The 22,426-nt window shown below is 45.5% G+C and carries 23 protein-coding genes and 1 riboswitch; of the genes, 2 read left to right on the forward strand and 21 right to left on the reverse strand.

Annotated elements, in window-relative coordinates; translation table 11 throughout:
• Positions 1–111: 111 nt before the first annotated feature.
• From cmk to ACWJJ5_RS15495, 15 genes are all read right to left on the reverse strand, one after another.
• Positions 112–786: a (d)CMP kinase gene (gene cmk, locus ACWJJ5_RS15425; RefSeq protein ID WP_003153424.1), complete on the reverse strand. Its 675-nt coding sequence runs from the start codon at positions 784–786 to the stop codon at positions 112–114.
• A gap of 79 nt (positions 787–865) precedes the next feature.
• On the reverse strand, positions 866–1,042 hold the full coding sequence (locus ACWJJ5_RS15430; protein ID WP_003153420.1) for a YpfB family protein: 177 nt from the start codon (positions 1,040–1,042) through the stop codon (positions 866–868).
• 46 nt (positions 1,043–1,088) lie between these two features.
• Positions 1,089–1,745, reverse strand: a complete 657-nt coding sequence (locus tag ACWJJ5_RS15435) for a flagellar brake protein (RefSeq protein WP_077722530.1) — start codon at positions 1,743–1,745, stop codon at positions 1,089–1,091.
• 87 nt (positions 1,746–1,832) lie between these two features.
• Positions 1,833–3,182 (reverse strand): germination protein YpeB, encoded by a 1,350-nt coding sequence (gene ypeB / locus ACWJJ5_RS15440; protein WP_454022516.1) that lies wholly within the window; start codon positions 3,180–3,182, stop codon positions 1,833–1,835.
• 24 nt (positions 3,183–3,206) lie between these two features.
• Complete coding sequence (gene sleB, locus ACWJJ5_RS15445) at positions 3,207–4,076, reverse strand: spore cortex-lytic enzyme (protein WP_014305319.1); 870 nt, start codon at positions 4,074–4,076, stop codon at positions 3,207–3,209.
• Between the two features lie 132 nt (positions 4,077–4,208).
• Positions 4,209–4,865 carry a glutamic-type intramembrane protease PrsW gene (gene prsW / locus ACWJJ5_RS15450; protein ID WP_003153415.1) on the reverse strand — a complete coding sequence of 219 codons (657 nt, stop codon included), beginning with the start codon at positions 4,863–4,865 and terminating at the stop codon, positions 4,209–4,211.
• Positions 4,866–4,961: 96 nt separating this feature from the next.
• Positions 4,962–5,945 (reverse strand): YpdA family putative bacillithiol disulfide reductase, encoded by a 984-nt coding sequence (locus ACWJJ5_RS15455; RefSeq protein ID WP_077722531.1) that lies wholly within the window; start codon positions 5,943–5,945, stop codon positions 4,962–4,964.
• Between the two features lie 105 nt (positions 5,946–6,050).
• A complete protein-coding gene (gudB, locus tag ACWJJ5_RS15460; protein ID WP_003153413.1) occupies positions 6,051–7,325 on the reverse strand; it encodes an NAD-specific glutamate dehydrogenase in 1,275 nt (424 codons plus the stop codon).
• 160 nt (positions 7,326–7,485) lie between these two features.
• A complete protein-coding gene (locus ACWJJ5_RS15465) occupies positions 7,486–8,070 on the reverse strand; it encodes a genetic competence negative regulator (protein ID WP_003153412.1) in 585 nt (194 codons plus the stop codon).
• A gap of 151 nt (positions 8,071–8,221) precedes the next feature.
• The gene (locus ACWJJ5_RS15470; protein ID WP_070082045.1) at positions 8,222–9,010 is read right to left on the reverse strand and encodes a metallophosphoesterase; all 789 of its coding nucleotides are present in this window, start codon (positions 9,008–9,010) and stop codon (positions 8,222–8,224) included.
• A gap of 86 nt (positions 9,011–9,096) precedes the next feature.
• The gene (locus tag ACWJJ5_RS15475; protein WP_007409443.1) at positions 9,097–9,555 is read right to left on the reverse strand and encodes a YpbF family protein; all 459 of its coding nucleotides are present in this window, start codon (positions 9,553–9,555) and stop codon (positions 9,097–9,099) included.
• Between the two features lie 68 nt (positions 9,556–9,623).
• Positions 9,624–10,394 (reverse strand): LysM peptidoglycan-binding domain-containing protein, encoded by a 771-nt coding sequence (locus ACWJJ5_RS15480; protein WP_015388058.1) that lies wholly within the window; start codon positions 10,392–10,394, stop codon positions 9,624–9,626.
• A complete protein-coding gene (locus tag ACWJJ5_RS15485; RefSeq protein WP_071391678.1) occupies positions 10,372–10,959 on the reverse strand; it encodes a CPBP family intramembrane glutamic endopeptidase in 588 nt (195 codons plus the stop codon). The genes ACWJJ5_RS15480 and ACWJJ5_RS15485 overlap by 23 nt, the downstream gene beginning before the upstream one ends.
• A 14-nt stretch (positions 10,960–10,973) precedes the next feature.
• On the reverse strand, positions 10,974–12,464 hold the full coding sequence (locus ACWJJ5_RS15490; RefSeq protein WP_160182843.1) for a RecQ family ATP-dependent DNA helicase: 1,491 nt from the start codon (positions 12,462–12,464) through the stop codon (positions 10,974–10,976).
• Positions 12,457–13,515: a helix-turn-helix domain-containing protein gene (locus ACWJJ5_RS15495; protein WP_454021573.1), complete on the reverse strand. Its 1,059-nt coding sequence runs from the start codon at positions 13,513–13,515 to the stop codon at positions 12,457–12,459. Before ACWJJ5_RS15495 ends, ACWJJ5_RS15490 begins: the two co-directional genes overlap by 8 nt.
• Before the next feature lie 268 nt (positions 13,516–13,783).
• On the opposite strand from ACWJJ5_RS15495, the gene ACWJJ5_RS15500 reads away from it, so the two are divergent.
• The gene (locus ACWJJ5_RS15500; protein WP_003153403.1) at positions 13,784–14,032 is read left to right on the forward strand and encodes a ferredoxin; all 249 of its coding nucleotides are present in this window, start codon (positions 13,784–13,786) and stop codon (positions 14,030–14,032) included.
• 139 nt (positions 14,033–14,171) lie between these two features.
• Here the strand turns inward: ACWJJ5_RS15500 and ACWJJ5_RS15505 are convergent, their stop codons facing one another.
• Positions 14,172–14,744, reverse strand: a complete 573-nt coding sequence (locus ACWJJ5_RS15505) for an ECF transporter S component (RefSeq protein ID WP_003153402.1) — start codon at positions 14,742–14,744, stop codon at positions 14,172–14,174.
• A 146-nt stretch (positions 14,745–14,890) separates the two neighbouring features.
• Positions 14,891–15,025, reverse strand: a riboswitch (FMN riboswitch).
• A 205-nt stretch (positions 15,026–15,230) separates the two neighbouring features.
• On the opposite strand from ACWJJ5_RS15505, the gene serA reads away from it, so the two are divergent.
• Positions 15,231–16,808, forward strand: a complete 1,578-nt coding sequence (gene serA, locus ACWJJ5_RS15510; protein WP_077722535.1) for a phosphoglycerate dehydrogenase — start codon at positions 15,231–15,233, stop codon at positions 16,806–16,808.
• 46 nt (positions 16,809–16,854) lie between these two features.
• On the opposite strand, the gene ACWJJ5_RS15515 is transcribed toward serA, so the two are convergent.
• From ACWJJ5_RS15515 to ccsB, 5 genes are all read right to left on the reverse strand, one after another.
• Positions 16,855–17,916: a sugar dehydratase gene (locus tag ACWJJ5_RS15515; protein WP_103695076.1), complete on the reverse strand. Its 1,062-nt coding sequence runs from the start codon at positions 17,914–17,916 to the stop codon at positions 16,855–16,857.
• Positions 17,891–18,475, reverse strand: coding sequence for an RNA polymerase sigma factor SigX (sigX, locus tag ACWJJ5_RS15520; RefSeq protein WP_003153399.1), 585 nt, complete (start codon positions 18,473–18,475; stop codon positions 17,891–17,893). The genes ACWJJ5_RS15515 and sigX overlap by 26 nt, the downstream gene beginning before the upstream one ends.
• Before the next feature lie 190 nt (positions 18,476–18,665).
• Positions 18,666–20,447 (reverse strand): ATP-binding protein, encoded by a 1,782-nt coding sequence (locus ACWJJ5_RS15525; protein WP_454022517.1) that lies wholly within the window; start codon positions 20,445–20,447, stop codon positions 18,666–18,668.
• Positions 20,444–21,166 (reverse strand): DNA-binding response regulator ResD, encoded by a 723-nt coding sequence (resD, locus tag ACWJJ5_RS15530; RefSeq protein WP_003153397.1) that lies wholly within the window; start codon positions 21,164–21,166, stop codon positions 20,444–20,446. The genes ACWJJ5_RS15525 and resD overlap by 4 nt, the downstream gene beginning before the upstream one ends.
• Before the next feature lie 81 nt (positions 21,167–21,247).
• Complete coding sequence (ccsB, locus tag ACWJJ5_RS15535; protein WP_003153395.1) at positions 21,248–22,423, reverse strand: c-type cytochrome biogenesis protein CcsB; 1,176 nt, start codon at positions 22,421–22,423, stop codon at positions 21,248–21,250.
• Positions 22,424–22,426: the final 3 nt, after the last annotated feature.

The following is a 22,426-nucleotide window of genomic DNA, read 5'->3' on the forward strand; positions in this document are numbered from 1 at the left end:
GAATGATCAATAAAAAGTTTTATTAGTATTAACTTCTAATAAAAGGACTGGTTTGTCAAGCAATAACATCTTGTCTTTTGAAAAAAAAATTAAAAAGCGCTCCGCCCGAAGTTAACGTGATTTCTGTTCGACGATCTCCAGAATTTTTCCTGCGACTTCGGCAATGCTGAGTGACGTCGTATCGATTTCAATCGCGTCTTCCGCTTTGCGCAGCGGGGAAACTTCCCTCTCTGAATCGAGTTTGTCGCGTCTGGCAATTTCTTCAATGAGCGTCTCGTAATTCACGTCATAGCCTTTTTTCTTATTCTCTTCATATCGGCGCTTCGCTCTTTCCTCTACGGACGCGAGCAGAAAAATTTTCACTTCGGCATCAGGCAGCACGTGAGTACCGATATCACGGCCGTCCATGACGACACCGCCTTTTTGTCCGAGCTGCTGCTGTCTTTTGACCATTTCTTCTCTGACGCCTTTATGCTTGGCGGCGATGGATACTTGGTTGCTGACTTCGTCTTTTCGGATTTCTTCTGTCACATCTTCTCCGTTTACGAGAACGATTTGTCCTTCCAGAGCGGATACAAGCTCAATTTCCGTACGCTTCAAAAGCTCTGTAAGCGCGGCTTCATCGGTTAAATCGGCATTCTGCTTGAGCGCCGTATATGTAATGGCACGATACATCGCCCCTGTATCAATGTACACATATGATTTTTTCTCAGCTACTATTTTAGCAACGGTGCTTTTTCCGGCAGCGGCCGGCCCGTCGATCGCAATTGATAATTTCTTGTCCATAATCTCTCTCCTTGCTCTTTACTCCTCTATGGATTGTATCATGAACTGCCGGAAAAGGGGCGAAAAAAATTGACCTGATTTACCGCTTTACCGTTTCAATCCATTCTTTTTTCTCCATTTTATCAACTCCCTCATATTTCACAGCTTTCGAAATATAAGGTTCAATAGGCTGATAATGAAGCAAAAACTGCACCGCGCCCAAAATTATAAGCTGAATGCAGACCAATTTGACCAGCAGACGTTCAAACGTTTTCATACACGCGCACCTCCATTAGGATTAGTATGGAAAAGTGCGCTGCTGTTTATTCCGACAGACTGTTTCTTCTCTGCTGCAGCTGCGCGCGCATACAATATTGGAGTAAAAGCTGCTGCGCTGCGGGGCCGATTTCTGTAAATTCAAGCGTCATTTTTTGTTTATCCGCCTTTTCATCATAAAAAATCCGCTGGGTAAGAGCCTCAGCCGTTATATCCGCCTCCTTTTCCTTGCCGGGAAGAGAAAATGAGACATACAGCTTTTCACCTGGTTCCGCGGAAATATGCTCAGGCATCACAACAGCGATTCCGCCGGCGCTGATATTAGAGGAAACCGTTTGGAAAGCGGTTTTTTTCGCTTCCATTTTGACAGATACATCCAATACTGCTTCTGCACGGACGTATCGGCGTCTTTGAATCCGCTTCATTTCCTTCTGAGGGGGGATGTCCAATCCGATCATCGGGATGGGTTCTTTTTTCTTTCCTTTGATTATGCTTTTAAATTGATACGGTACTTGGCCATTCCCCATAAATTCCGCTGTTATTTCCAATCCTTTATGCAAAAAGACCGTCCGTCCCGAATCCAGATCGACGGGATATGAGATATGGAGTTCGCCGTTTTCAACGCTTACTGCTTTGCTCCTCGCTTTTTTGGGCTCATTGTTCTCTATGTATTCAATCCAAATATAATCTCCGACAGCTATCATGGGCCTTCACTCTTTCATTATTTATGCTTTTATTAAAGCATGTAATGAAAAAAAGGAAAAGACTTTTAGTCCTTTCCTCCTTTATTTTTATAGGTCTTTATATATAGGCTCTGCACTTTTTAATTTTTCTATTTTTTCCTCTTTTCCGTCGTCCGCATTAATGAACATTTGATACGTGTCTTTCCCGATCGTCCCGAGCATTTCGTAGCAAAGCACTTCCTGACCGAGTTCATTCGTGATCAGCGCCTGCCGGGTCTCCCGCACTTCAACATTTTTATTCAGCTTCGCTTTCACTTCATCAGCTGACAAAGCGGGAGCCGGAATCGTTCTCGTGCGGTGCGCCGCCAGGTAATCACGCGCGGAAAAACCGACGACTTCACCATCATCCAGCGCCACTTTCATTCGGATGGCTTCCGGATAAATGCGGACGTTTTTCTCCACGGGAATAAAAGAAAAGACGCCGATGTTATTATATTGCGCGCTTTCATCAATTTCGAGGCCTTTTGTTTCATATCCGTTTTTCTTTAAAAACGCGACGGCCCGGTTAGATGCTTCATTGAGGCTGATCTTTTGTTTCTTCACGGCCCGTTTTTGAATCAAATAGACAGGATGTCCCCCTTTTTGGGTAATATCCATATAGATAAAAGATTTGTGATCCGCGTCATTCATGCGGATACTGTATACATCCCGATTCGTCTTCCGGCCGCTTTTGACCACTTTAATGGAATAATTATGATCAGGCGCAAACCGTTCCGCGATTTTTACCGCTTCTTTTTCCGTAATTTGTTTTCCTTTCAGATGCGTAAACCCTTTTCGTTCTGTATTTGCGCTTGTAAACGTAGGGCTGGTACTGTCTTCAGAAAAAGCGCCTACATTTTTTTCGACTGTTTTAAAGCTGTCGACGATCGTATTATCGCTTTGTTTTTTGTCAGAGGCGAGCGCCATCTCAACATCCATCCACCGTAAATTTTTGCTCATGACGAGATGCTGAACGCTGCGGAGCTGGTTTTGAATGTTCTCGGCCTGTTTGTACAGGCTGTTCAGTGTTGTATATTCTTTCTTATCAAGCGGTTTTTGGTCTAAATCCCGGACGGATGTTTTATAGCTGAAATCTCCTATATTGGATAAAAACTCCTCCGTCTTATTAAAAGGCATGAGAGTCAGGGGCAGCTGGCTCACATTGTTATGTGCTTCAGATGTAATTCTCCATACATCAATGAGCGCCGGAGACAGAGATTTTTTACTGTTCATTGCAAGCGTCGTCCCGATTTTGTCGTGAAGCTGATCAACATGGTACGTCAGTTCATGAAAAGCCCTCTGATAATTATTTTCCGCGTGCAGAAGGACCGCATCTTTTTCCTGATGCTCTTTATATCCCCAGTATCCGGTTGCGGCGATCGCGACACCGAGAACAGCGATAATGATTCCTCTAATCATGTTAACACCTCATTTTGCGTACTTTTACTCACAGAAAATGTGCTTTCCGATTCTTTTAATCTGCGGACGTCCCCAAATCCATTTGCTTGTCGCCGTATCAGGATTGAAATAATAAAGCGCGTTTTCAGAAGGGTCCCATCCGTTGATCGCATCAAGAACCGCTTCTTTTGCTCTTTCATTCGGCTGCATGTATATTTGGCCGTCGGCAACGGCGGTAAACGCGAGCGGTTCGAAAATGACGCCGGCCACCGTATTCGGAAATAACGGGCTTTTAATACGGTTTAAAATAACCGCGGCGATGGCAACCTGTCCTTCAAACGGCTCACCGCGCGCTTCCCCGTACACAGCCTGCGCCAGAAGATTGATGTCGTTGTTTGAGAAACCGCCAGGCATATTGGCCGCTGTCGTATTTTGCTTTTGATTTGACTGACCGCCTGTATTGTTTTGCGGCTTTTGAGCAGGCTTATTCGTTCCCGCCGGCTTCTGCGCTCCGGCTCTCGGTTTTGTTTGGTTTTCCAATGGGACGTTGCCATAATGAGTGAACGTATTCCCTTTTTGGATCTGCTCCATTACATATTCACGGTAATATTTTGATTTTGAAATCAGCACCTGTTTGGTTTTCGCCCCGACGAGGCCGTCAACCGGCTTCATGCCGAATTTCTCCTGAAAATTTCTCACGGCCCAGTATGTGGTCCAGCCGTAAACACCATCGATTTTCCCGTTATAAAATCCGTTATATTGAAGACGGGCCTGCAATTCTATAACATCATCACCCGTCGCGCCTCTTTGAATCACTTGATTTGAAAACGCATGAATCGTTTCATGATGATCGAAGAAAGCGGCGGCGAAAGAAAATAGAATGAGACATGCCATAAAGGCTCCTTTGCACTTCATCTCTTCAAGCCTCCTACTGCAAAATTTAAATTGTACCCGTATTGTCTGTCACGCGGATATTTTTATACACCGTTTCCTTCTTATCCCTCATCAAGGCATAAAAAAAGAAACCGCACGCGATGCGCGGTTTCTTCACACTTGGATCATATTGACGGAGCGTGCTTTTTTTGCCTTTCGCAGCCCGAACCACCATAAAAACAGCATAAACGGCAGCATATAATATACCCAATGATTGAGGGCGGTAAGAATAAAATCGTACGAACCGTGCAGACATGAAGGCACGGCCAGCGAAATCACAAGCCATTTGACACGGGCTTTTTTCTGCGAAAAGCGGGCTTTTCCGAGATAAAACCCCATAATCACTCCGATCAGCGCATGGCAGGAGACCGGCAGAAGCGCCCTTATGAAAGCATGCTCAACGCCGTGGCCGAATAAATACAGAATATTTTCAAGCGTGGCAAAGCCTAAAGACACACTGGCCCCGTAAACGATTCCGTCATAATGCTCATCAAAATGAGCATGCGGGTACACACTGATCATCAGAACGAACCATTTCACCGATTCTTCCAAAAATCCCGAAGACAAAAACGAAACGAAAAAGCTTCCTCCCCCCACATGCTCTTTTTCAAGAACATATTGGATAAACATGGTCGGAAACACAAGGACAACCCCGAGAAAAAAAGACCTCAGCACCATATGTACGGGTTCATTGTCATACTGATCTTTTAAATAAAAATAGCTTAACAGCGCAATGCCGGGAGCAATTCCTGCAGAGATGATTGCAAACATCAGGCAACCTCTTTCCTTTATATTCCTATATCTATGGTACCATGTTGTTCATATTTTTACATCTTTCAATTTTTTTAAAAAAGAGCATATGAATGATCATATGCTCTCTGCACCCAGCCGTTTTGATATTTCGTTTGCGATCAAGCCGCCGTGAAAACGGCCGTTCTCGATAAAAATTTCATTGGCGTTATTTCCAGCCGCAATGACTCCGGCGATAAAAACACCGTCAACATTTGTTTCCATCGTTTCTTCCAGGAAAAACGGCCGGCCTGATTCCGCATCAATCCGCACACCGATTTTTTCGAGGAAACCGTGATCGGGATGGTATCCCGTCATGGCAAATACGAAATCGTTTTTCAGCCGGACCGTCTCATTTCGGCCGGAGCGGAAAATGATTTCATCTTCCGTCACTTCTTCAAGACAAGCGCCGAATTCCATCCGGATTGTGCCGTTTCTGACAAGGGCCTCAAACTCAGGCAGAATCCATGGCTTGATGCTCGGGGAGTACTCATGTCCTCTGTAGAGCACCGTGACGCGCGCACCGGACTTCACGAGTTCCAAAGCCGCGTCCACACTTGAGTTTTTCCCGCCGATCACAGCAACATCTTTATCAAAATAAGGATGGCCTTCTTTAAAGTAATGAAATACCTTAGGAAGCCCTTCACCCGGTATGTTCATATAATTCGGATGATCATAATATCCTGTCGCAATGATACAAAACGGAGTGAGGTAGCGGTCTTTTGACGTTTCTACAAGAAAACGGCCGTCTTCCTGTTTCGTTACGCGCTCCACCGTTTCAAAGGCGTTTACGCGCAGCTCTTTTCTTCTGACAACCTCTCTGTAATAAGAGAGAGCCTGTATTCGGACCGGTTTTCTGTTTTCCGTAATAAAGGCAACATCGCCGATCTCCAATTTTTCACTTGAACTGAAAAAAGTTTGGTGGGTCGGATAGTTATAAATGCTGTTTACGACATTCCCTTTTTCGATCACAAGCGCGTTCACGCCAATTTGCTTCAGATGTATAGCCGCCGATAATCCGCAAGGACCTCCGCCTATTATAATTGCTTTTTCTTCTGTCATGTCCTTCAACTCCTGCGATTGGCATTTCCATCATAAGTTTCCACTCATATAAAAAATCTCCTATATTATCATAGGAGATTTTTTTTGTTTATGCAAACGATTGGTTTATATCCAGCCTCTGAAACGCGAAGCCTCAGCCATTTTCCGCACGCCGACCATGTAAGCCGCAAGCCTCATGTCAATCCGGCGGTTTTGGGACATTTCATAAATATTATTAAACGATTTTATCATCATATTTTCCAGTTTTTCCTCGACTTCTTCTTCACTCCAGTAGAAGCCCTGGTTGTTTTGAACCCATTCGAAATAAGAAACCGTTACACCGCCGGCGCTCGCCAGAACATCGGGAACCAGCAGCGTTCCTTTGTCTGTCAGGATTTTCGTTCCTTCCAGTGTCGTCGGTCCGTTTGCCGCTTCTACCACAATTTTCGCTTTGATGCGGTCAGCGTTTTCTTCTGTAATTTGGTTTTCGATCGCCGCCGGGACAAGTATATCACAGTCCAGCTCAAGCAGCTCCTGATTCGTAATGGTGTCATTGAAAAGCTTCGTCACCGTTCCGAAGCTGTCTCTGCGGTCAAGCAGATAATCAATATCAAGACCGTCCGGATCGTAAAGGCCTCCGTACGCGTCAGAAATTCCGACAACTTTCGCGCCGGCGTCATGCATAAACTTGGCCAGATAGCTGCCCGCATTTCCGAAGCCTTGTACGACGACGCGCGCGTTCTGAATATCGAGACCTTTTTTCTTGGCCGCTTCTTTTATGCAGATGGTGACGCCTTTTGCCGTCGCTGATTCCCTGCCGTGGGATCCGCCGAGTACAAGCGGTTTTCCCGTAATAAAGCCGGGTGAGTTAAATTCATCAATTCTTGAATATTCATCCATCATCCAAGCCATAATCTGTGAGTTTGTAAATACGTCAGGTGCCGGGACGTCTTTAGTCGGTCCGACAATCTGACTGATTGCTCTTACATATCCCCTGCTCAGCCTTTCAAGCTCTCTGAATGACATATTTCTCGGATCACAAACAATTCCGCCTTTACCACCGCCATAAGGAAGATCAATAATTCCGCATTTTAAACTCATCCAGATGGAAAGTGCTTTCACCTCTTTTTCAGTTACATTCGGGTGAAAACGAATGCCGCCTTTTGTCGGACCTACGGAATCATTGTGCTGCGCACGATAGCCTGTAAATATTTTCACAGACCCGTCATCCATCCGAACAGGAATTTTAACCGTTAATAATCTGAGCGGCTCTTTCAGCAGTTCATACACTTCTTCTGGATACCCCAATTTTTCCAGAGCTTTATGTATTACGGTTTGGGTTGATTTTAATACATCATGTTTGTCTTCTTCATTATGACCGGTGAATCGATCGGCTGCCATTTGAGTTAACCTCCTAAAATCTTCTGTTTCTCTCATGCTCCCTTTCAGTGACTAGTATACACCTTCAATATCTCCGTGCATAGAAGAAAGACAATGATTTTTCCATTATTTCGCTTAAAAAAAGACGGCCGCTGAAAACAGCTGCCGCTTCAAATCTTTTTTATGAAAAATGTTTCTGGATGGTCTCCACAGCATTGCCGTCCATGATGAGTTTTCCGTACTCATGGAGCCTGTAAATCGTAATCGTCGCCGGGTGTCCGTATTCAGCCAGCACCGCGATGACACCTTCGGCGGAACGGGAGCCGAGGTCTTCAAGGCTTACATAGTATTGGTTCTCATAGTGGTAGACGGTGCCGCCGGTAATCCCGATTCGGTGAAGGCTTCCGGCAAGCTGAATGATATCTTCAAACGAATGGAACTGATAAATAATATCCGGGCTTTCGTCAAGTTTGACCTGCATCTCGATATAATCATCGTCATATTCGTCATCTTCTGCGTCCGCGTCATGATTTTTCGTTACAATCACAACCATACCTTGTGCCTGAAGAGAATATACTTCCACCGCGATCGGACCATTCGCTTCAAAGCCGAGCTCTGTATTTGCTTCATTCATCATATCTTTAAATAACTGGTGGACTTTAAACGAGTCCTTCCAGAGGTCTTCTTTTGTCAGTCCCCGATCAGTCAGATCGTCGAGGGTTAAAAAGATTTTAATCTTATTATAGTTCAGACGCTCAAGCCGCATAATGTTCCCTCCTGCCTCTTCTTGCACACAAATCATATAACACAGTATATGAATAAATGAGTCATAGGTTCTTAATTTGTTATCAGTTTACACCGTGTACAGCGGGAAGACAAGCAGAATGCCGTTTTTTATCACCGCGGCCGGGTTTGTTTCAGGAAAACGGCTCATCCGGTCCGCACAGCGTAATCATATGCGTCTCCGGCTTCGCCCCGAGCCTCAGCGGAACTTTTGTCGTCCCGTAGCCGTTGCTGATCAGGTAATGCGCTTTTTTTACCGTTCCCGTCCCGCCCAATTCATACGGCCCGAACCGGCCGAAACGGATTTGGCCGCCATGCGTATGGCCGCTGAACACAGCGTCAATCCCGTCTGACTCCCTCATCTGCTCATGGATGTCAGGATTATGGCAAAGCAGGAGGTTTACTTTGTCAGCATCCGTATATCTGATTGCAGATTCGTAATCATCCATCATCATTCTGATATCATCCACCCCGCAGATCGTAACGGTTTCCCCTTTATAAGCAAACTGAACCGATTCATTTCTCAGCGGAATCACTTTGTAAACCCGTAAAAGTGAGAGCAATTTTTGCTGGCTGACCTCGTAATCATTATTTCCCCACACATAAATGACAGGCGCGAGAGCCGTCAGACGTTTGATGTTTTCTTCAATTCTGGCGTAAGGAACTCCGCCCTCCGCCAAATCACCGCCGAGCAAAACGGCATCCGGCTTATAAACTGCCGCTTCGCGGAGAAGCTTTTCATCAATTAAACGGCGGTGCACGTCAGATATAAAGAAGATGGTGAGCGGCTTCATCCCTTTCATTTTATCAAGCGTAAATGTATGTGTTTTCAAATGGCTGCCGTTTGCCGTTTTGTACATGACGGCCGCCATAACCGCAGCCGCTCCCGCCAATGTGCCGAGAATTCCCGCTGTAAGCTTCATAAACGCACTCTCCATTCTGTCATTGTCTTACATTAGACGGACAAACAAAAAAAGACGTTTCTATCCTTTCCGGAAAACGCCTCATTTTATTTGCTTTCAAAATAAAGATTGATATCATACCGATGTTTCATCAAGTGAAAAACAGATTCTCTCGCCCTCCATTTTTCAGGCTGGGGCCATAAATCCGTGCTTTTTTGGATAATTTCACATCTCAGTTTATGAAATTCACCCTCAGCTTTTTCTTCCTTTTTTTTAAAATAATAAGAAGTGCAATACGCAAAAGCGGAAGCCATAATCCAGCACAAATAAACCGTATGGCCTAATATTTCCTGCAGGATCAGCTGCGGAGAGGCTTGGGGGGCGTTAAAGCTTTTAAACATCAGCAGTATGCACATCAGGGAAAAACAAACGAGGGACGCCCACTGCCATCTTCGGCACTGTGCGGCATAATTTTCGTATTTTAATTTCCGTTTCACCAGCGCCTGAAGCATTTGTTTCGTCGGTCCGTCAGCAAATCGGTCTAATTGCTTCCATAAAGAATCCATGCGCTTCACACCTTGTCCGTTTTCATTGGTACACTATATGAAAAACGCGGTGAAAACATGCATTTATTTTAATCAGACAGCGGAATGTTCAGAACCTGGCCGGTGTACACGTCGTTTCCGTTTAATCCGTTGTAGCTGCGGATTTTTTCTTCGCCCGCCCGGCTTTTATAATATTTCATTGAAATGCGGTAAAGCGTTTCTTTCGGCTGTACAGTATGCTGTACGGTCCGCACTTTTTTCGGGACAGTCCCGGCTTGATCACTTGCGGCAGCCGGAGCCGCTTTTTCACGGACAGCCGGCGGAGACTGCTGTTTTGTCTCCGCGTATTCGGTGTCTGTCGGCTTTACTTGTTTTTCTGAGGACGTTTCCGTTTTTTCAGGTGTTTTTTCACTTGGTTTTTCTTTTGTTTTTTCAGATGCAGCCGCTTCTTTCTTATCTTTGTCGTCAGACTTTTTTTTCGGTTGTTCTAAAAGAGCGGTTTCTGACGTTTCTTTCTGAGCGCCTTTCGGAATAACGGCAGGCGCGCTTTCACTGTGGTCTATGAAGACATCTTCATAGTCCTTCGGGTCAAATCTGCTGCTGTTCGTCATATAAAGAAGACCGAAAAAGACACCGATTGTTACGATAATGAACAGGACGGTCAGAAAAGTGAACAGCGGCGTTTTTGTTTTGGTTTTTTCCTTCACCTGCTCTTCCTTTTTTTTACGCTCCTCTTTTACAGATTGTCTTGTCGGGAGGCTGTCTTCAAGATATTCAATTTGTTCATCCGCGGCCGCGGCAACCTGCTGCTCGGCACGCAGCTGAGCTTTTCTTCTTTCAACTCTTGACATTTCCGTCATAGAAACCCCTCCTAACATATTGAAAACGGATCTGACAGGCAAATACCGCATCAATAATAAAATGCGCTGTAACCGGAACGAATAAATTGCCGGTCCATTCATAGATAAGCCCCAGCAAAAGACTAATGCCCGCAACCATCATAAACAGAAGCCACTTCGCCAAGTATCTGAAATGAAGCACGGTAAAAATGAAGCTGGCGGCCCATAAGCCGATATGTGTCTGCAGAACGCCTCTGAACAAAATCTCTTCGCTGAACGAAATGAGAAGCGTCAAAAATAAAATGTGCAGAACCGGCCTGTTCTTAAAAAGCAATACATTAATGCCGCCGTCATCATATAAATGCGAAGGACACCATTTCATCACCGCCAGATCGGCAAAAATGACAAGGACGGCAAGAGTTACACCGTACCATATGATATTATCGTCACGTATATGCCACAGCTTTAAAAAATCGTGAATGTCGGTGAAAAAGAAAAAGCCGATAACAGCTGAAACCGCCAATATGAGCAATTGGGTGGCATACAGCTGTATCACAATCTCCCGGTCTGAGAGCTGCTGGATCAATTCGCTTTGCCGTCTCAGCTGAACTCACCCGCAGACTCTGAACCGAAAATCCGGCCTAATTCCAGCTTCCAATCTTCAAACCGTTCCATGTTTTTCCGTTCTCCTTTTTGCTCGTACGGAGCCAGATCAAGTCCGCAGCTGCTGCAGCATTGTCCGGTTTGACCTTCAGGCTCATACGATTCATCAAAATAAGACAGCAGCGCTTCTCTTATACATTCTTTCCGCTCTAATAACGCCGAAAAACGGTTCATTTTACGCAGCTTCTTTTCCACGCGGTATGTCAGTTCTTCCTGCAGCTGCTCTTTTGTGGTTTTTCCTTGCAGATACAGGTGGACGGCCGTTCGCGCCTGTGTTTCCTGTACGCCCTTGTTGATCAGAACGTCCCGAAGCTTTCGCTCATCACCCGTACCGGCATCCCGTATGACGGCCAAAATGCCTTCCAGATCATAATCAGACAGGCTTTCTGTCTGAATAATCTGCTGCTGAAGCTCGGTATCGCCGGGCGCCCTCAGCAAAATACTGACACTCGGGCTGCCGTCGCGTCCCGCTCTGCCGATTTCCTGCATAAAGGCCTCGGCCGTTTGAGGAGGATAAAAGTGAATGACAAAGCGGATATCTGACTTATCCACACCCATGCCGAACGCATTGGTACAGCAGATGCAATCAAGCTGGTTATGGATAAATTGCTGCTGGATCAAGATTCTGTCCCCTGTATCCATTCCGCCGTGATAATAATCCGTCCGCTTTCCCGTTTTTTCATTCAGCTCAGCCGCAAGCTCTTCCGCCCATTTCCTGGTCGGACAATATATGATACCCGGGCCTTCAAGCTTTTCAGCAAGCTCCGTGAGCCTGCTTATTTTTTCGGCATTATCAGCCAAATGTTCTGCCGCCAGGAGAATATTCGGCCGGTTGACTGAATAAAGATGACGCACAGCATGCTCAAGTCCGAGCACATCCGTCACGTCTCTGAGCGTTTCTTTTGTCGCTGTTGCGGTCAGCGCCAATACAGGCGGCTTTCCGAGTGCCTGTCTGAAAGGCCCGAGCTTCGAATAATCAGGCCTGAAATCATGTCCCCATTCTGATATGCAATGAGCCTCATCAATAACAAATAAACTGACCGGAACGTTTTTCAAACGGTTCAGTACATAAGGTGAAGAAAGGGCTTCAGGAGACATATAGAGAAATTTATACCGGCTGATGTTGCTGAGAATAAAATGCCGCTCTGCGGAATTCAGCATGCTGTTTAATGCCGCAACCCGCTTTTCTCCTTTTGCTTTCAGCTGCTGCACCTGATCTTCCATTAATGAAAGAAGCGGTGAAATAATCAGCACCAGCCCGTCCATCATGTAACCCGGGAGCTGATAGCATAATGATTTCCCCCCGCCGGTCGGAAGCATGGCGATCGTATCCTTTTTTTGGAGCACGCTAGTCATAATCTCTTCCTGCCCTTTTTTAAAGGAATGCAAACCAAAATACCTGGATAAAGCTTTATGCAGCTCAGTCATGCTGATTCACCGTCTTTGCCAGCGCCAGCCTGATCTGGAAATAGCTGAAGCGCATCTGCATTCCTTCGCGAATCCGTTTAATTTTATTCGTTTGATGCTGTTTTGCAAATGCCGTTATCATACGCTGTTCCTCTTCAGAAAGATACTGTTCTATAAAAAATGCAGGCTGATGCAATGATATTTCTACGATATGGTCTTCGATTGTGGCGGTTTTTAAATTTCTGACCGCGGCGATCCGTTCAATCGGAAACCCTTTTTCCAACAGCTCAAAGGTTTTTCTGGCAGACTGTGTCAGCGCGCTTTCCGCCTGCAGATCGGACAACAGCTCGCGCAGAGCGGGATATGCACATTGCGGAAGCGATTGAATAACATAATGTACCGCTCCCCAAAACTGGACGGACACATACCATTCATCTTCGTTCAGCTGGAGAGCGAGCTGCTTATTCGTTTTGCCGATTCTGTTGAATGAAGTTAAAGAATAGACAAAAATAAGCGCCTGCCGTTCACTTACGCCTTGCAGAAGCTGAAACAGCGCGTCATGCATTTGGATGGAAAGCTCTTTAGCATCTCTGTTTTTCCGCATGAACCGTTTGACCCATCTCAGCGTCTGCACATCGTTGGTAACCGGGATATATTGACTGCATTGATGCTCTTTGTTTGACAGGACTTGAATGAGCAGGGAAAGCCGCCTCCACAGAGTGACGGCAGGCGTTTGATAATTCGCGCCGTGGCAGTGCTTCGGCCAAGGCCGCTCGGCAAACGCCAGTTCAAGCCTTTGAACGCCGCGCGCAGTCACTTTCCACGTTCCCTCTTCTTTTCCGGCTGTAATGTATGAGTTCTCGGTGAGTTTATGCAAAGAAGCAGCAATATCGCCGCGTTCACACTGTGAAGCCATGCCGAAATATTTAGCGATCTGAAATAAGCCGGCATCCTGAATGGTTTGAGACGACTTTTTTCCTTTTAATAAATGAAACACAGCACTCGGAGTCCGTTCGCCGTCTATTTTGTCCAGACAGTCGAGAACCACGGTATCAAAGTAGTTTATCGCCAATCTAAACACACCTACATTTCTTTTGTGACAAGTTTCGTTTTTTGGTTCTTTTTATTTTAACAGATTTTCATATAAATTTGACGTTTAAAGTCATCTTTTAGGGGGAAGTGCTAAAGAGAATCCCTTATGTGATAAGCATTCTCAATCATTTTTCTGTTGAAATTTGACACTAACATCATTACAATAAGTAAGAGGAATAGGTGTTATATTTAAAAATATATAAGGTAAACCATTTGTTCCAACACGAACAATCTGGGAGGTTTTATTCATGGCAAAGTACACAATTGTAGATAAAGATACGTGTATTGCATGCGGCGCCTGCGGAGCTGCGGCACCAGACATTTATGATTATGATGATGAAGGCATTGCGTTCGTTACGCTTGACGAAAATAAAGGTGTCGTCGAAGTTCCGGAAGTTCTGGAAGAAGATATGATTGACGCATTTGAAGGATGCCCTACTGATTCAATCAAAGTTGCGGATGAACCGTTCGAAGGCGACCCGCTGAAATACGAATAAAAAAGCCCTCCCCGTGAGAGGAGCTTTTTCGTCCTGAATAAGACTCCGGCTGTTATCGGCCGGAGTCTTATTTTTTTGCCGATCACCACAAACAAAAAAAGCGTCCGGCTGTTCTTCACAGAGCGGACGCTTTAAGCCTTTATTGTGTTTGGATGCTGCGTTTTTGTTCAATCCAAGGTTTCAGCTTCGTAAAGATGAACGTAAAGACGATGGTGATGATAATGCCTTTTACAATGTTAAACGGCAGAATTCCTGCGACAACCGCCGTTTTCAACTGGCTGTTTGACAATGCCGGTGAATGTAAAAACCAAGTATACGCGGGCAGGATAAGAATATAGTTCAAAATACTCATCAGCACGGTCATCGCCGCGGTTCCGGCCAGCAGGCTCACTGCAAGCCCTTTTGCAGAATTGAGCTTTTTAAACATAAACGCCGTCGGCAGAATAAACAGCGTTCCCGCGATAAAATTGGCTGCCTGCCCGACAGGCACGCCGGCCATGCTTCCTTGAATGATATACTGCAGAATATTTTTAATCGCTTCAACCGCAATCCCCGCCGCAGGCCCGTAAACCAAAATGGCGATAATTGCAGGAACGTCACTGAAATCAATTTTCAAGTAATCCGGCAGCCCCGGAAACGGGAAATTTAACAGCATAAGCACAAACGCAATACTGCTAAGCATACTGATGACAACTAATTTTTTTACTTTCACAATGCTCTCTCCTTTTCGATCAAATCTCTCGAAAAGTGGAAAGGTTCTTTGCGCCCCAATAAAAAAACCGCTTTTGTTAAAAAGCGGGAGCTTACTAAGGATTGGCAAAGAAACGTTTGATATAAGCATCAAAACGTCTGCTGAACCTCCATCTTCTCCCATCCAGACTATACTGTCGGCTCCGGAATCTCACCGGATCCTGCCGCCGAAGCAGCTCGCGGGCTTAGAGCGTGATGCTCATCACCGCCGGTAGGGAATTTCACCCTGCCCCGAAGATTGATCTTATGAATTTATTCACATTATATATGATCAAATTGTAATTGTATAGAGAACTGCTCAATTTTATATAAAATATTGTTGAAGCCCATTTTAACTGAATTATCGGCTTCCTTTTCTCCTTTACTGCGTCAATACACATTGACACTCTATTAAGAATATGATAAATTATCAGATATTTAGTCAGCTAAACTAGGAGGAAATCTAACAATGTTTCGAGTTTTGGTCTCAGATAAGATGAGCAATGACGGCTTAAAGCCGCTGATGGAATCAGACTTTATAGAAATTGTTCAAAAAAACGTCGCGGATGCAGAAGATGAATTACATACCTTTGATGCCCTGTTAGTCCGCAGTGCCACAAAAGTAACCGAAGAATTGTTTAAAAAGATGACTTCTTTAAAAATCGTCGGCAGAGCCGGTGTCGGCGTAGACAACATCGACATTGATGAGGCCACAAAACATGGAGTTATCGTGATAAACGCGCCGAATGGAAACACCATTTCAACGGCAGAGCATACATTCGCGATGATTTCTTCATTAATGAGACACATCCCGCAAGCCAATATCTCAGTAAAATCAAGAGAATGGAACCGGACGGCTTTTGTCGGAGCGGAGCTCTACGGAAAGACTTTAGGCATTGTCGGTCTGGGCCGGATCGGAAGCGAGATTGCCCAGCGCGCCAGAGCGTTCGGTATGACGGTTCATGTATTCGATCCTTTCTTAACCGAAGAGAGAGCCGGCAAAATCGGCGTAAACAGCCGGACATTCGAAGAAGTGCTTGAAAGCGCAGATATCATTACCGTCCACACGCCTTTAACAAAGGAAACAAAGGGACTGCTTAACAAAGAAACCATTGCCAAAACGAAAAAAGGCGTCCGTCTTATCAACTGCGCAAGAGGCGGCATTATTGATGAAGCGGCGCTTTTGGAAGCGCTGGAAAGCGGCCATGTCGCAGGCGCTGCCCTTGACGTGTTTGAAGTGGAACCGCCAGTTGAATCAAAGCTTCCCGACCATCCGCTGGTGATCGCCACACCTCACTTAGGCGCTTCAACGAAAGAAGCACAGCTGAATGTCGCGGCACAGGTTTCTGAAGAAGTGCTGCAGTTTGCAAAAGGTCTGCCTGTCATGTCAGCGATCAACCTGCCTGCGATGACGAAAGATGAATTCAAAAAAATCCAGCCTTATCACCAAATTGCCGATAAAATCGGAAGTCTCGTGTCACAATGTATGAAGGAACCCGTCAAAGATGTTGCGATTCAATATGAAGGCACCATCGCCAAACTTGAAACATCATTTATTACAAAAAGCCTGCTGTCCGGTTTCTTAAAACCGCGTGTAGACTCAACGGTCAATGAAGTGAACGCCGGCGGTGTAGCAAAAGAACGCGGTATCAGCTTCAGCGAGAAGATTTCCTCCAATGAATCAGGATATGATAACTGCATCAGCGTAAAAGTAACCGGAGACCGGAGCACATTTACGTTAACGGCTACGTATATCCCTCACTTCGGTGAACGAATCGTTGAACTGAACGGCTTTAATATTGACTTAAATCCTGCCGGCCACCTCGTTTATATCCAGCACCAGGATACGACTGGTGTAATCGGACGCGTCGGACGCATCCTCGGCGATAACGATATCAATATCGCTACCATGCAGGTAGGCCGTAAAGAAAAAGGCGGAGAAGCCATTATGATGCTTTCTTTTGATAAACATTTAGATGATAAAGTCGTCAATGAGCTGACTTCAGTTCAGGATATTGTTTCCGTTAAACTGATTGACCTTCCGTAACCAACAGAAAACCCAAAACATATGAATGTTTTGGGTTTTTTTACGTTTAATGGGTCGGAAGCGGATTAGGCGCGGCAGGCACAGCAATCGGTTTTGTCACATCATAATTACCGATTTTCTTTGCGTGTGCATGTGTGAACAGCACCTCAGAATAACCAAATTCCTTCGCGGTTAACAAAAGTCCTTCGATCATTAAAATGCCTTCCAGCGAATCTTCAACTTTATGTTTTTCGGACAATTGGATTCGCAGCTGCTCGCCGTCTTCCCTTTCCGATACCGATGCAATCGCATCTGCTTCTATAATGCTCGCGGTCTGTGAGCCTCCGTCTGTTGTCTTCATCCCGTCAATAGCCTGATATACTGAATAATAGGTTTGTTCAGACGGGATGAGATACTCTTGTCCCAGACTGTCGCTGTAAGAAAAATACGCCCGGTTTGTCTGTTTATGTACGGACATCTCAGCGGAAATGCCGTAAGATTTATAAAAATCCTGTCCGGCTCCGTTTTGAACCTTTTTCAATTTAATCCGCTCGTAAGGACTCCATGTCAAAGTCTCTTTCAGCATCTTTTTCAATAAGTCAGCATCGGCAGCTGATTCGATAGAAAGACGTCCGTTTACCTGCACAAGCAAATCCTTCTTATCCGCAGTTACCTGCACACCGTCCAAAAGGTTCGGCACAGAAAGGAAAGATTCGGGCACTTCTAAGTTTTCTGCATCAGATAATGCCTCTGAAACCGATTCGTCAGGCTTCTTTTTTTCAAAACTGACCGGAATGACGGCGGATGTATCTGAATCGGCAAACGCCAAAGTAATGTAATTGTTTTTGTTTTCGTTAGAAACGACAAACGTCTTCTGATCCGGCTTGACAGCAGCTGACTGACTGGCTTTTTCAGCTTGACCGCTGTCAGCTGTAAGATCACCGGCAGATTTGTTTGTCATCAGGTGAGGAGAAATAATCAGAGCGATGCACAATGCGCAGATGCCGGCTGCGGCGGGGCCGATCCAGCTTCGGGCCGGTTTTTTCCTGTACGGTTTACCCGTTTCAATATTCCGGTAAATGGCCTCGGGTGAACGATGATCTCTAACCGCCGGAAGTTGTCTTAACAACTCCTCTACTCTTTCTTCGTTCCAATATGACTTCATCATCCATTAGCTCCTCCCTCAAAAGCTCCATCTGTTTCCGAAGTATTTTGAGCCCTCTGTGTTGGGTCGTTTTGACTTTGCTTTCCGAGAAGCGGAGAGCGGCGGCTGTTTCCTGAATGGAATATCCCTGAATAAATCTCAAGATAATAACAGCTCTTTGATCAATGGTGCAATGATCAAGCGCGGTATAAATTTCCCGGACATTTTCATGCTGTACGGCGAGTTCGTCCGGAAGCAAATGCTGATCTCTGACATCTTGTGTATCCCAATCAAACGTACCCATAATACGCTGTCTGATCGTCTGCTGCTTGCGGAACCAGTCAATCGCCACATGGCGTGCGATGGACAACAGCCATGTTTTTTCACTGCTTCTTCCTTCAAATGTATGATAGGAATTCAAGACGCGGATATACACTTCCTGCGTCAAATCTTCAGCCTGCGACTTATCTTTTACCATATAAAATAAAAATTGATATAAATCTTGATGGTATGCATCGTATAATATCTGAAAGGTTTCTTCCATGGGAAACCCCTCCGTTCACTTTTTTGTCGTAAAAATGCGTTGAAAAGTTACATTACAACTATATTACGAGAAACTGGAATTTGGAAGGGAATTTATATTAACATATTCTTAAATTTTTAAAGGAGAAACAAACAAAAAACACCCGCAGAACATGCGGGTGTTTCGTATGGAACAAGATTGTTCGTCAATTTCAGACGTCATCCTGCACTTTTGTCGGAATATAAAATGTAAACGTCGTCCCTTTGTCGATGCTGCTGTGAACCGCAATTGAGCCGCCGTGGGCTTCCACGATATTTTTTACGATGGCGAGTCCGAGTCCGGTCCCCGCCCTGCCTCTTGTTCTTGCTTTGTCCGCTTTATAAAAACGTTCAAAAATAAAAGGCAGATCCTCTTCCGGTATTCCCGAGCCGGAATCTTTGATATCGATTTTCAGTCCGTCTTTTACGGTCTGAGCCGCGATATGAACGTTTCCGCCTGACTCCGTATGGCGCAGCGCATTATCTATAAGGTTGGTAAACACCTGTTCCATTTTGTCTTCGTCAAAGACACACTCCGGCTGAGACACCGAGATGTCCTCTGTGAGCGAAACGCCTTTTTCCTTCGCTAGCCCGGAAAATTTGCGGGAGATCTTCTCCAGAAATTCATGCAGGTTTACCGTTTCATAGCGCAGGCCCGTATGTCCGGATTCCATTCTGGCCAAATCCAGCAAATCATTGACAAGCCGGCCCATGCGAAGAGATTCATCATAAATGATCTGCGCGATTTCTTTTTTCTCCTCTTCGGTGCTTGCAATGTCGTCCACTATTGCTTCACTGTATCCCTGCAGCATAGAAATCGGGGTTCTGAGCTCATGACTGACATTGGCAATGAAGTCTTCACGCAATTTATCCAGCCTGCGCTCTTCGGTCATATCACGGAGCACGGCCACGGCGCCGCGGACGTGTGATTCCGCATAAAGAGGCGACATCAATAAAACCCATGACCTTCCTTGAAGCGTCATTTCAATCATTTGCTCTTTTTCCGTGTTCACTGCATTTTGAAAAAGCTCTTTTGCTTCAGGGGGAAGGTTGTCTCCTTCTTTAATGTTCATGTTCTGCTCATAATACCATGCCTGCAGAAAACGTTCGGCCGGCGGGTTGGTCACCAAAATGGTGCCGTCGATATTAATGGTGATGACCCCGTCTGCCATACTGCTTAAAATATTGGACAGCTGTTCTTTTTCCTGATTCAGCGCGTTAATATGGAAATTGAGCTGCCGTCCCATCTGATTAAAGGCAATGGCCAGTTCCCCGATTTCATCTTGGGTCAGAATCGGAATTTTTGTATCAAACTTTCCTTTCGCCAAGTCTTGGGCGCCTTCCCGCATTTTCCGAAGGGGATATGTCACCCTGCTGGATAAAAAGAATGCGAAAAACGTTGTCAAGACGATGGCAATGCCCGCCGCAAGAAAAATATAGCGTGTCGTATGTTTCGTCGTATCTTTGACGGCAAGCAGCGATTGGGATAAAAAGACCATGCCTTTTTTGCCGTCTTTTTCATAGGGCACTCCGACGATCAGCCGTTCGTTATCCGAACCGGCATTTTTGGGGACCGCGCGTTTGCTTACTTTATTGCGGTCTGTCAGCGCCTTGTGCAGATCCCGGTCATGTTTAATCTGCTCTAATGTAATAGAGGATAAATGATTATCGTCATTGGGCGAATACCAGACATGCTTATCATCCTGAATGATCGCGATGCTCGTTAAATTGTCCGCCAGTTCCCACGTGATGGATCTGGCAAGCGGCTGGTCTTCATGATTTTCTATTATGACCGCGATTTTATCGGCAAGCTGCGTTAAATCTTTTTCCGCTTCTTCAACGTGGTAATTTTCTATAAATTCCAGAAGCAGCACCGTTAAAATAAATAAAACAATTAACACGAGTGAAAGAATGGTAAACCAAAGCTTTCCTACTACGCTTTTCCAAAACTTCATTCAGCGCCTACCTCAAATTTGTATCCGACTCCCCAGACGGTGACGATTTTTTTCGCCGCTCCAGGGGACACTTTGTTTAATTTTTCACGGAGCCGTTTGACATGAGTGTCCACCGTTCTGAGGTCTCCGAAAAATTCATACTGCCACACTTCTTTTAAAAGCTTTTCCCTGTCGTACACTTTGTCCGGTGTTTTCGCCAGGAAGTACAGCAGTTCATATTCCTTCGGCGTCAGGCTCACCTCCGTGCCGTCCGCAGTCACCCTGTGAGCATCGTGATCAATGGATAGATGCGAGAAGACGAGCACATTTTTTGTCGGGGTATTGGCTGTCAGATAAGATGTTTGGGAAGCCCTTCTTAAAAGCGCCTTTACCCGAAGCACCACTTCTCTCGGGCTGAAAGGCTTGACGATATAATCGTCCGTCCCCGCTTCAAACCCTTGGACGCGGTTGGCTTCTTCCCCTTTTGCCGTCAGCATGATAATCGGGGTCGCTTTTTTTTCTCTGAGCTGCCGGCATACTTCTATTCCGTCCGTTCCCGGCATCATTAAATCCAAGAGCACCAGATCATAATCTGATGCCAGCCCCATTTTAATGGCCTCGTCTCCGTTTTCCGCTTCTTCAATCACATAGTTTTCCCGTTCAAGGTACATTCTTAAAAGGCGTCGAATTCTGGCTTCATCATCTACTACTAATATTTTAGTTTCATTTGTTTGATCCATCGTTTTCCCCCTGCTTTCCTTCTGTTACTTTCATTTTAACAAACTGTGCGGCAGCTTGAGAACTGTATCGGCTTTTTGCATCTATGCGTACGAATGAAGTCCGGCAAGCACGAGATTCACAAAAATTAAGTTAAACATAATAATGGCGAAGCCGATGACGGCAAGCCACGCGGACTTTTCGCCATGCCAGCCTCTTGACAGCCGCAAGTGCAAATACGCTGCGTAAAATAAAAAGGTGATCAGCGCCCATACTTCCTTCGGGTCCCAGCCCCAAAAACGCGTCCATGCAAGCTGCGCCCAAATCATCGCAAACACAAGCGCGCCGAGTGTGAATACCGGAAAACCGATGGAAACAGCGCGGTAGCCGACTTCATCGACCAAGTCCAGATTCACATTTTTGACGAGCGGGCTTATAAGAGCGCTGATTCTCTTTCTGAATATCAGCCTGAGCGCCCCGTATAAAACGAGACCTGCGCCAAACGACCAGATCACCGTATTGACCTTTCTGCCTGAAAAAATGGCCGGAAGCTCAATAAGCGGCTTCATTGCGCCTTCCGTAAGCAGTTCTCCGTCATGCGGGCCGACAAGCGCAGGCATATCATATATCATCACGCTTTTAGCCTCTTTTTTATCCACCCAATTAAATTCTGCTTTGTAGTCCGCCAGCCGGAATGCCGACGTGACGGCGATAAATGCCACGGTCGTCACGAGTATAAACATGATGACTTCAAGCCAGAACGTTTTTTTGCCCGGTCTGGATTGGTCGACATGCTTTAACAGGAAAATGACGCCGGCTACAAAACTGATCGCAAGAATCGCCTGCCCGAGCGCCGCCGTTGTGACGTGAATGTACAGCCAATTGCTCTGCAGTGACGGAATAAGCGGCGTGATGTCTGTCGGAAACATGCTTGCATATGCGATAAGCAAAAGCGCGATAGACAATGTGAACATGCCTAATGAAGGCAGTCTGTAAATAAAGTAAATAATAATAAAAGCGAGAACAAGCATCATGCCGAATGACGTCGTAAATTCAAACATATTGCTGACAGGCGCATGTCCGCTTGCCGACCATCTCGCAATAAAGTAGCCGAGATGACAAAGAAATCCGAAAATGGTTAACGTGATTCCGATAGCCGACCAGCGGCCCTTACCGTCCTTCGCACCTTTTGTTCCCCGGATGGCGCCGCCGAAAACCGGGACGGCAATTAAATAAATCAAAAAGGCAGCATAAAGAAAATTTGCGCTCAGCTCCGCCATGAC

Source organism: Bacillus sp. JK74, from assembly GCF_053663395.1.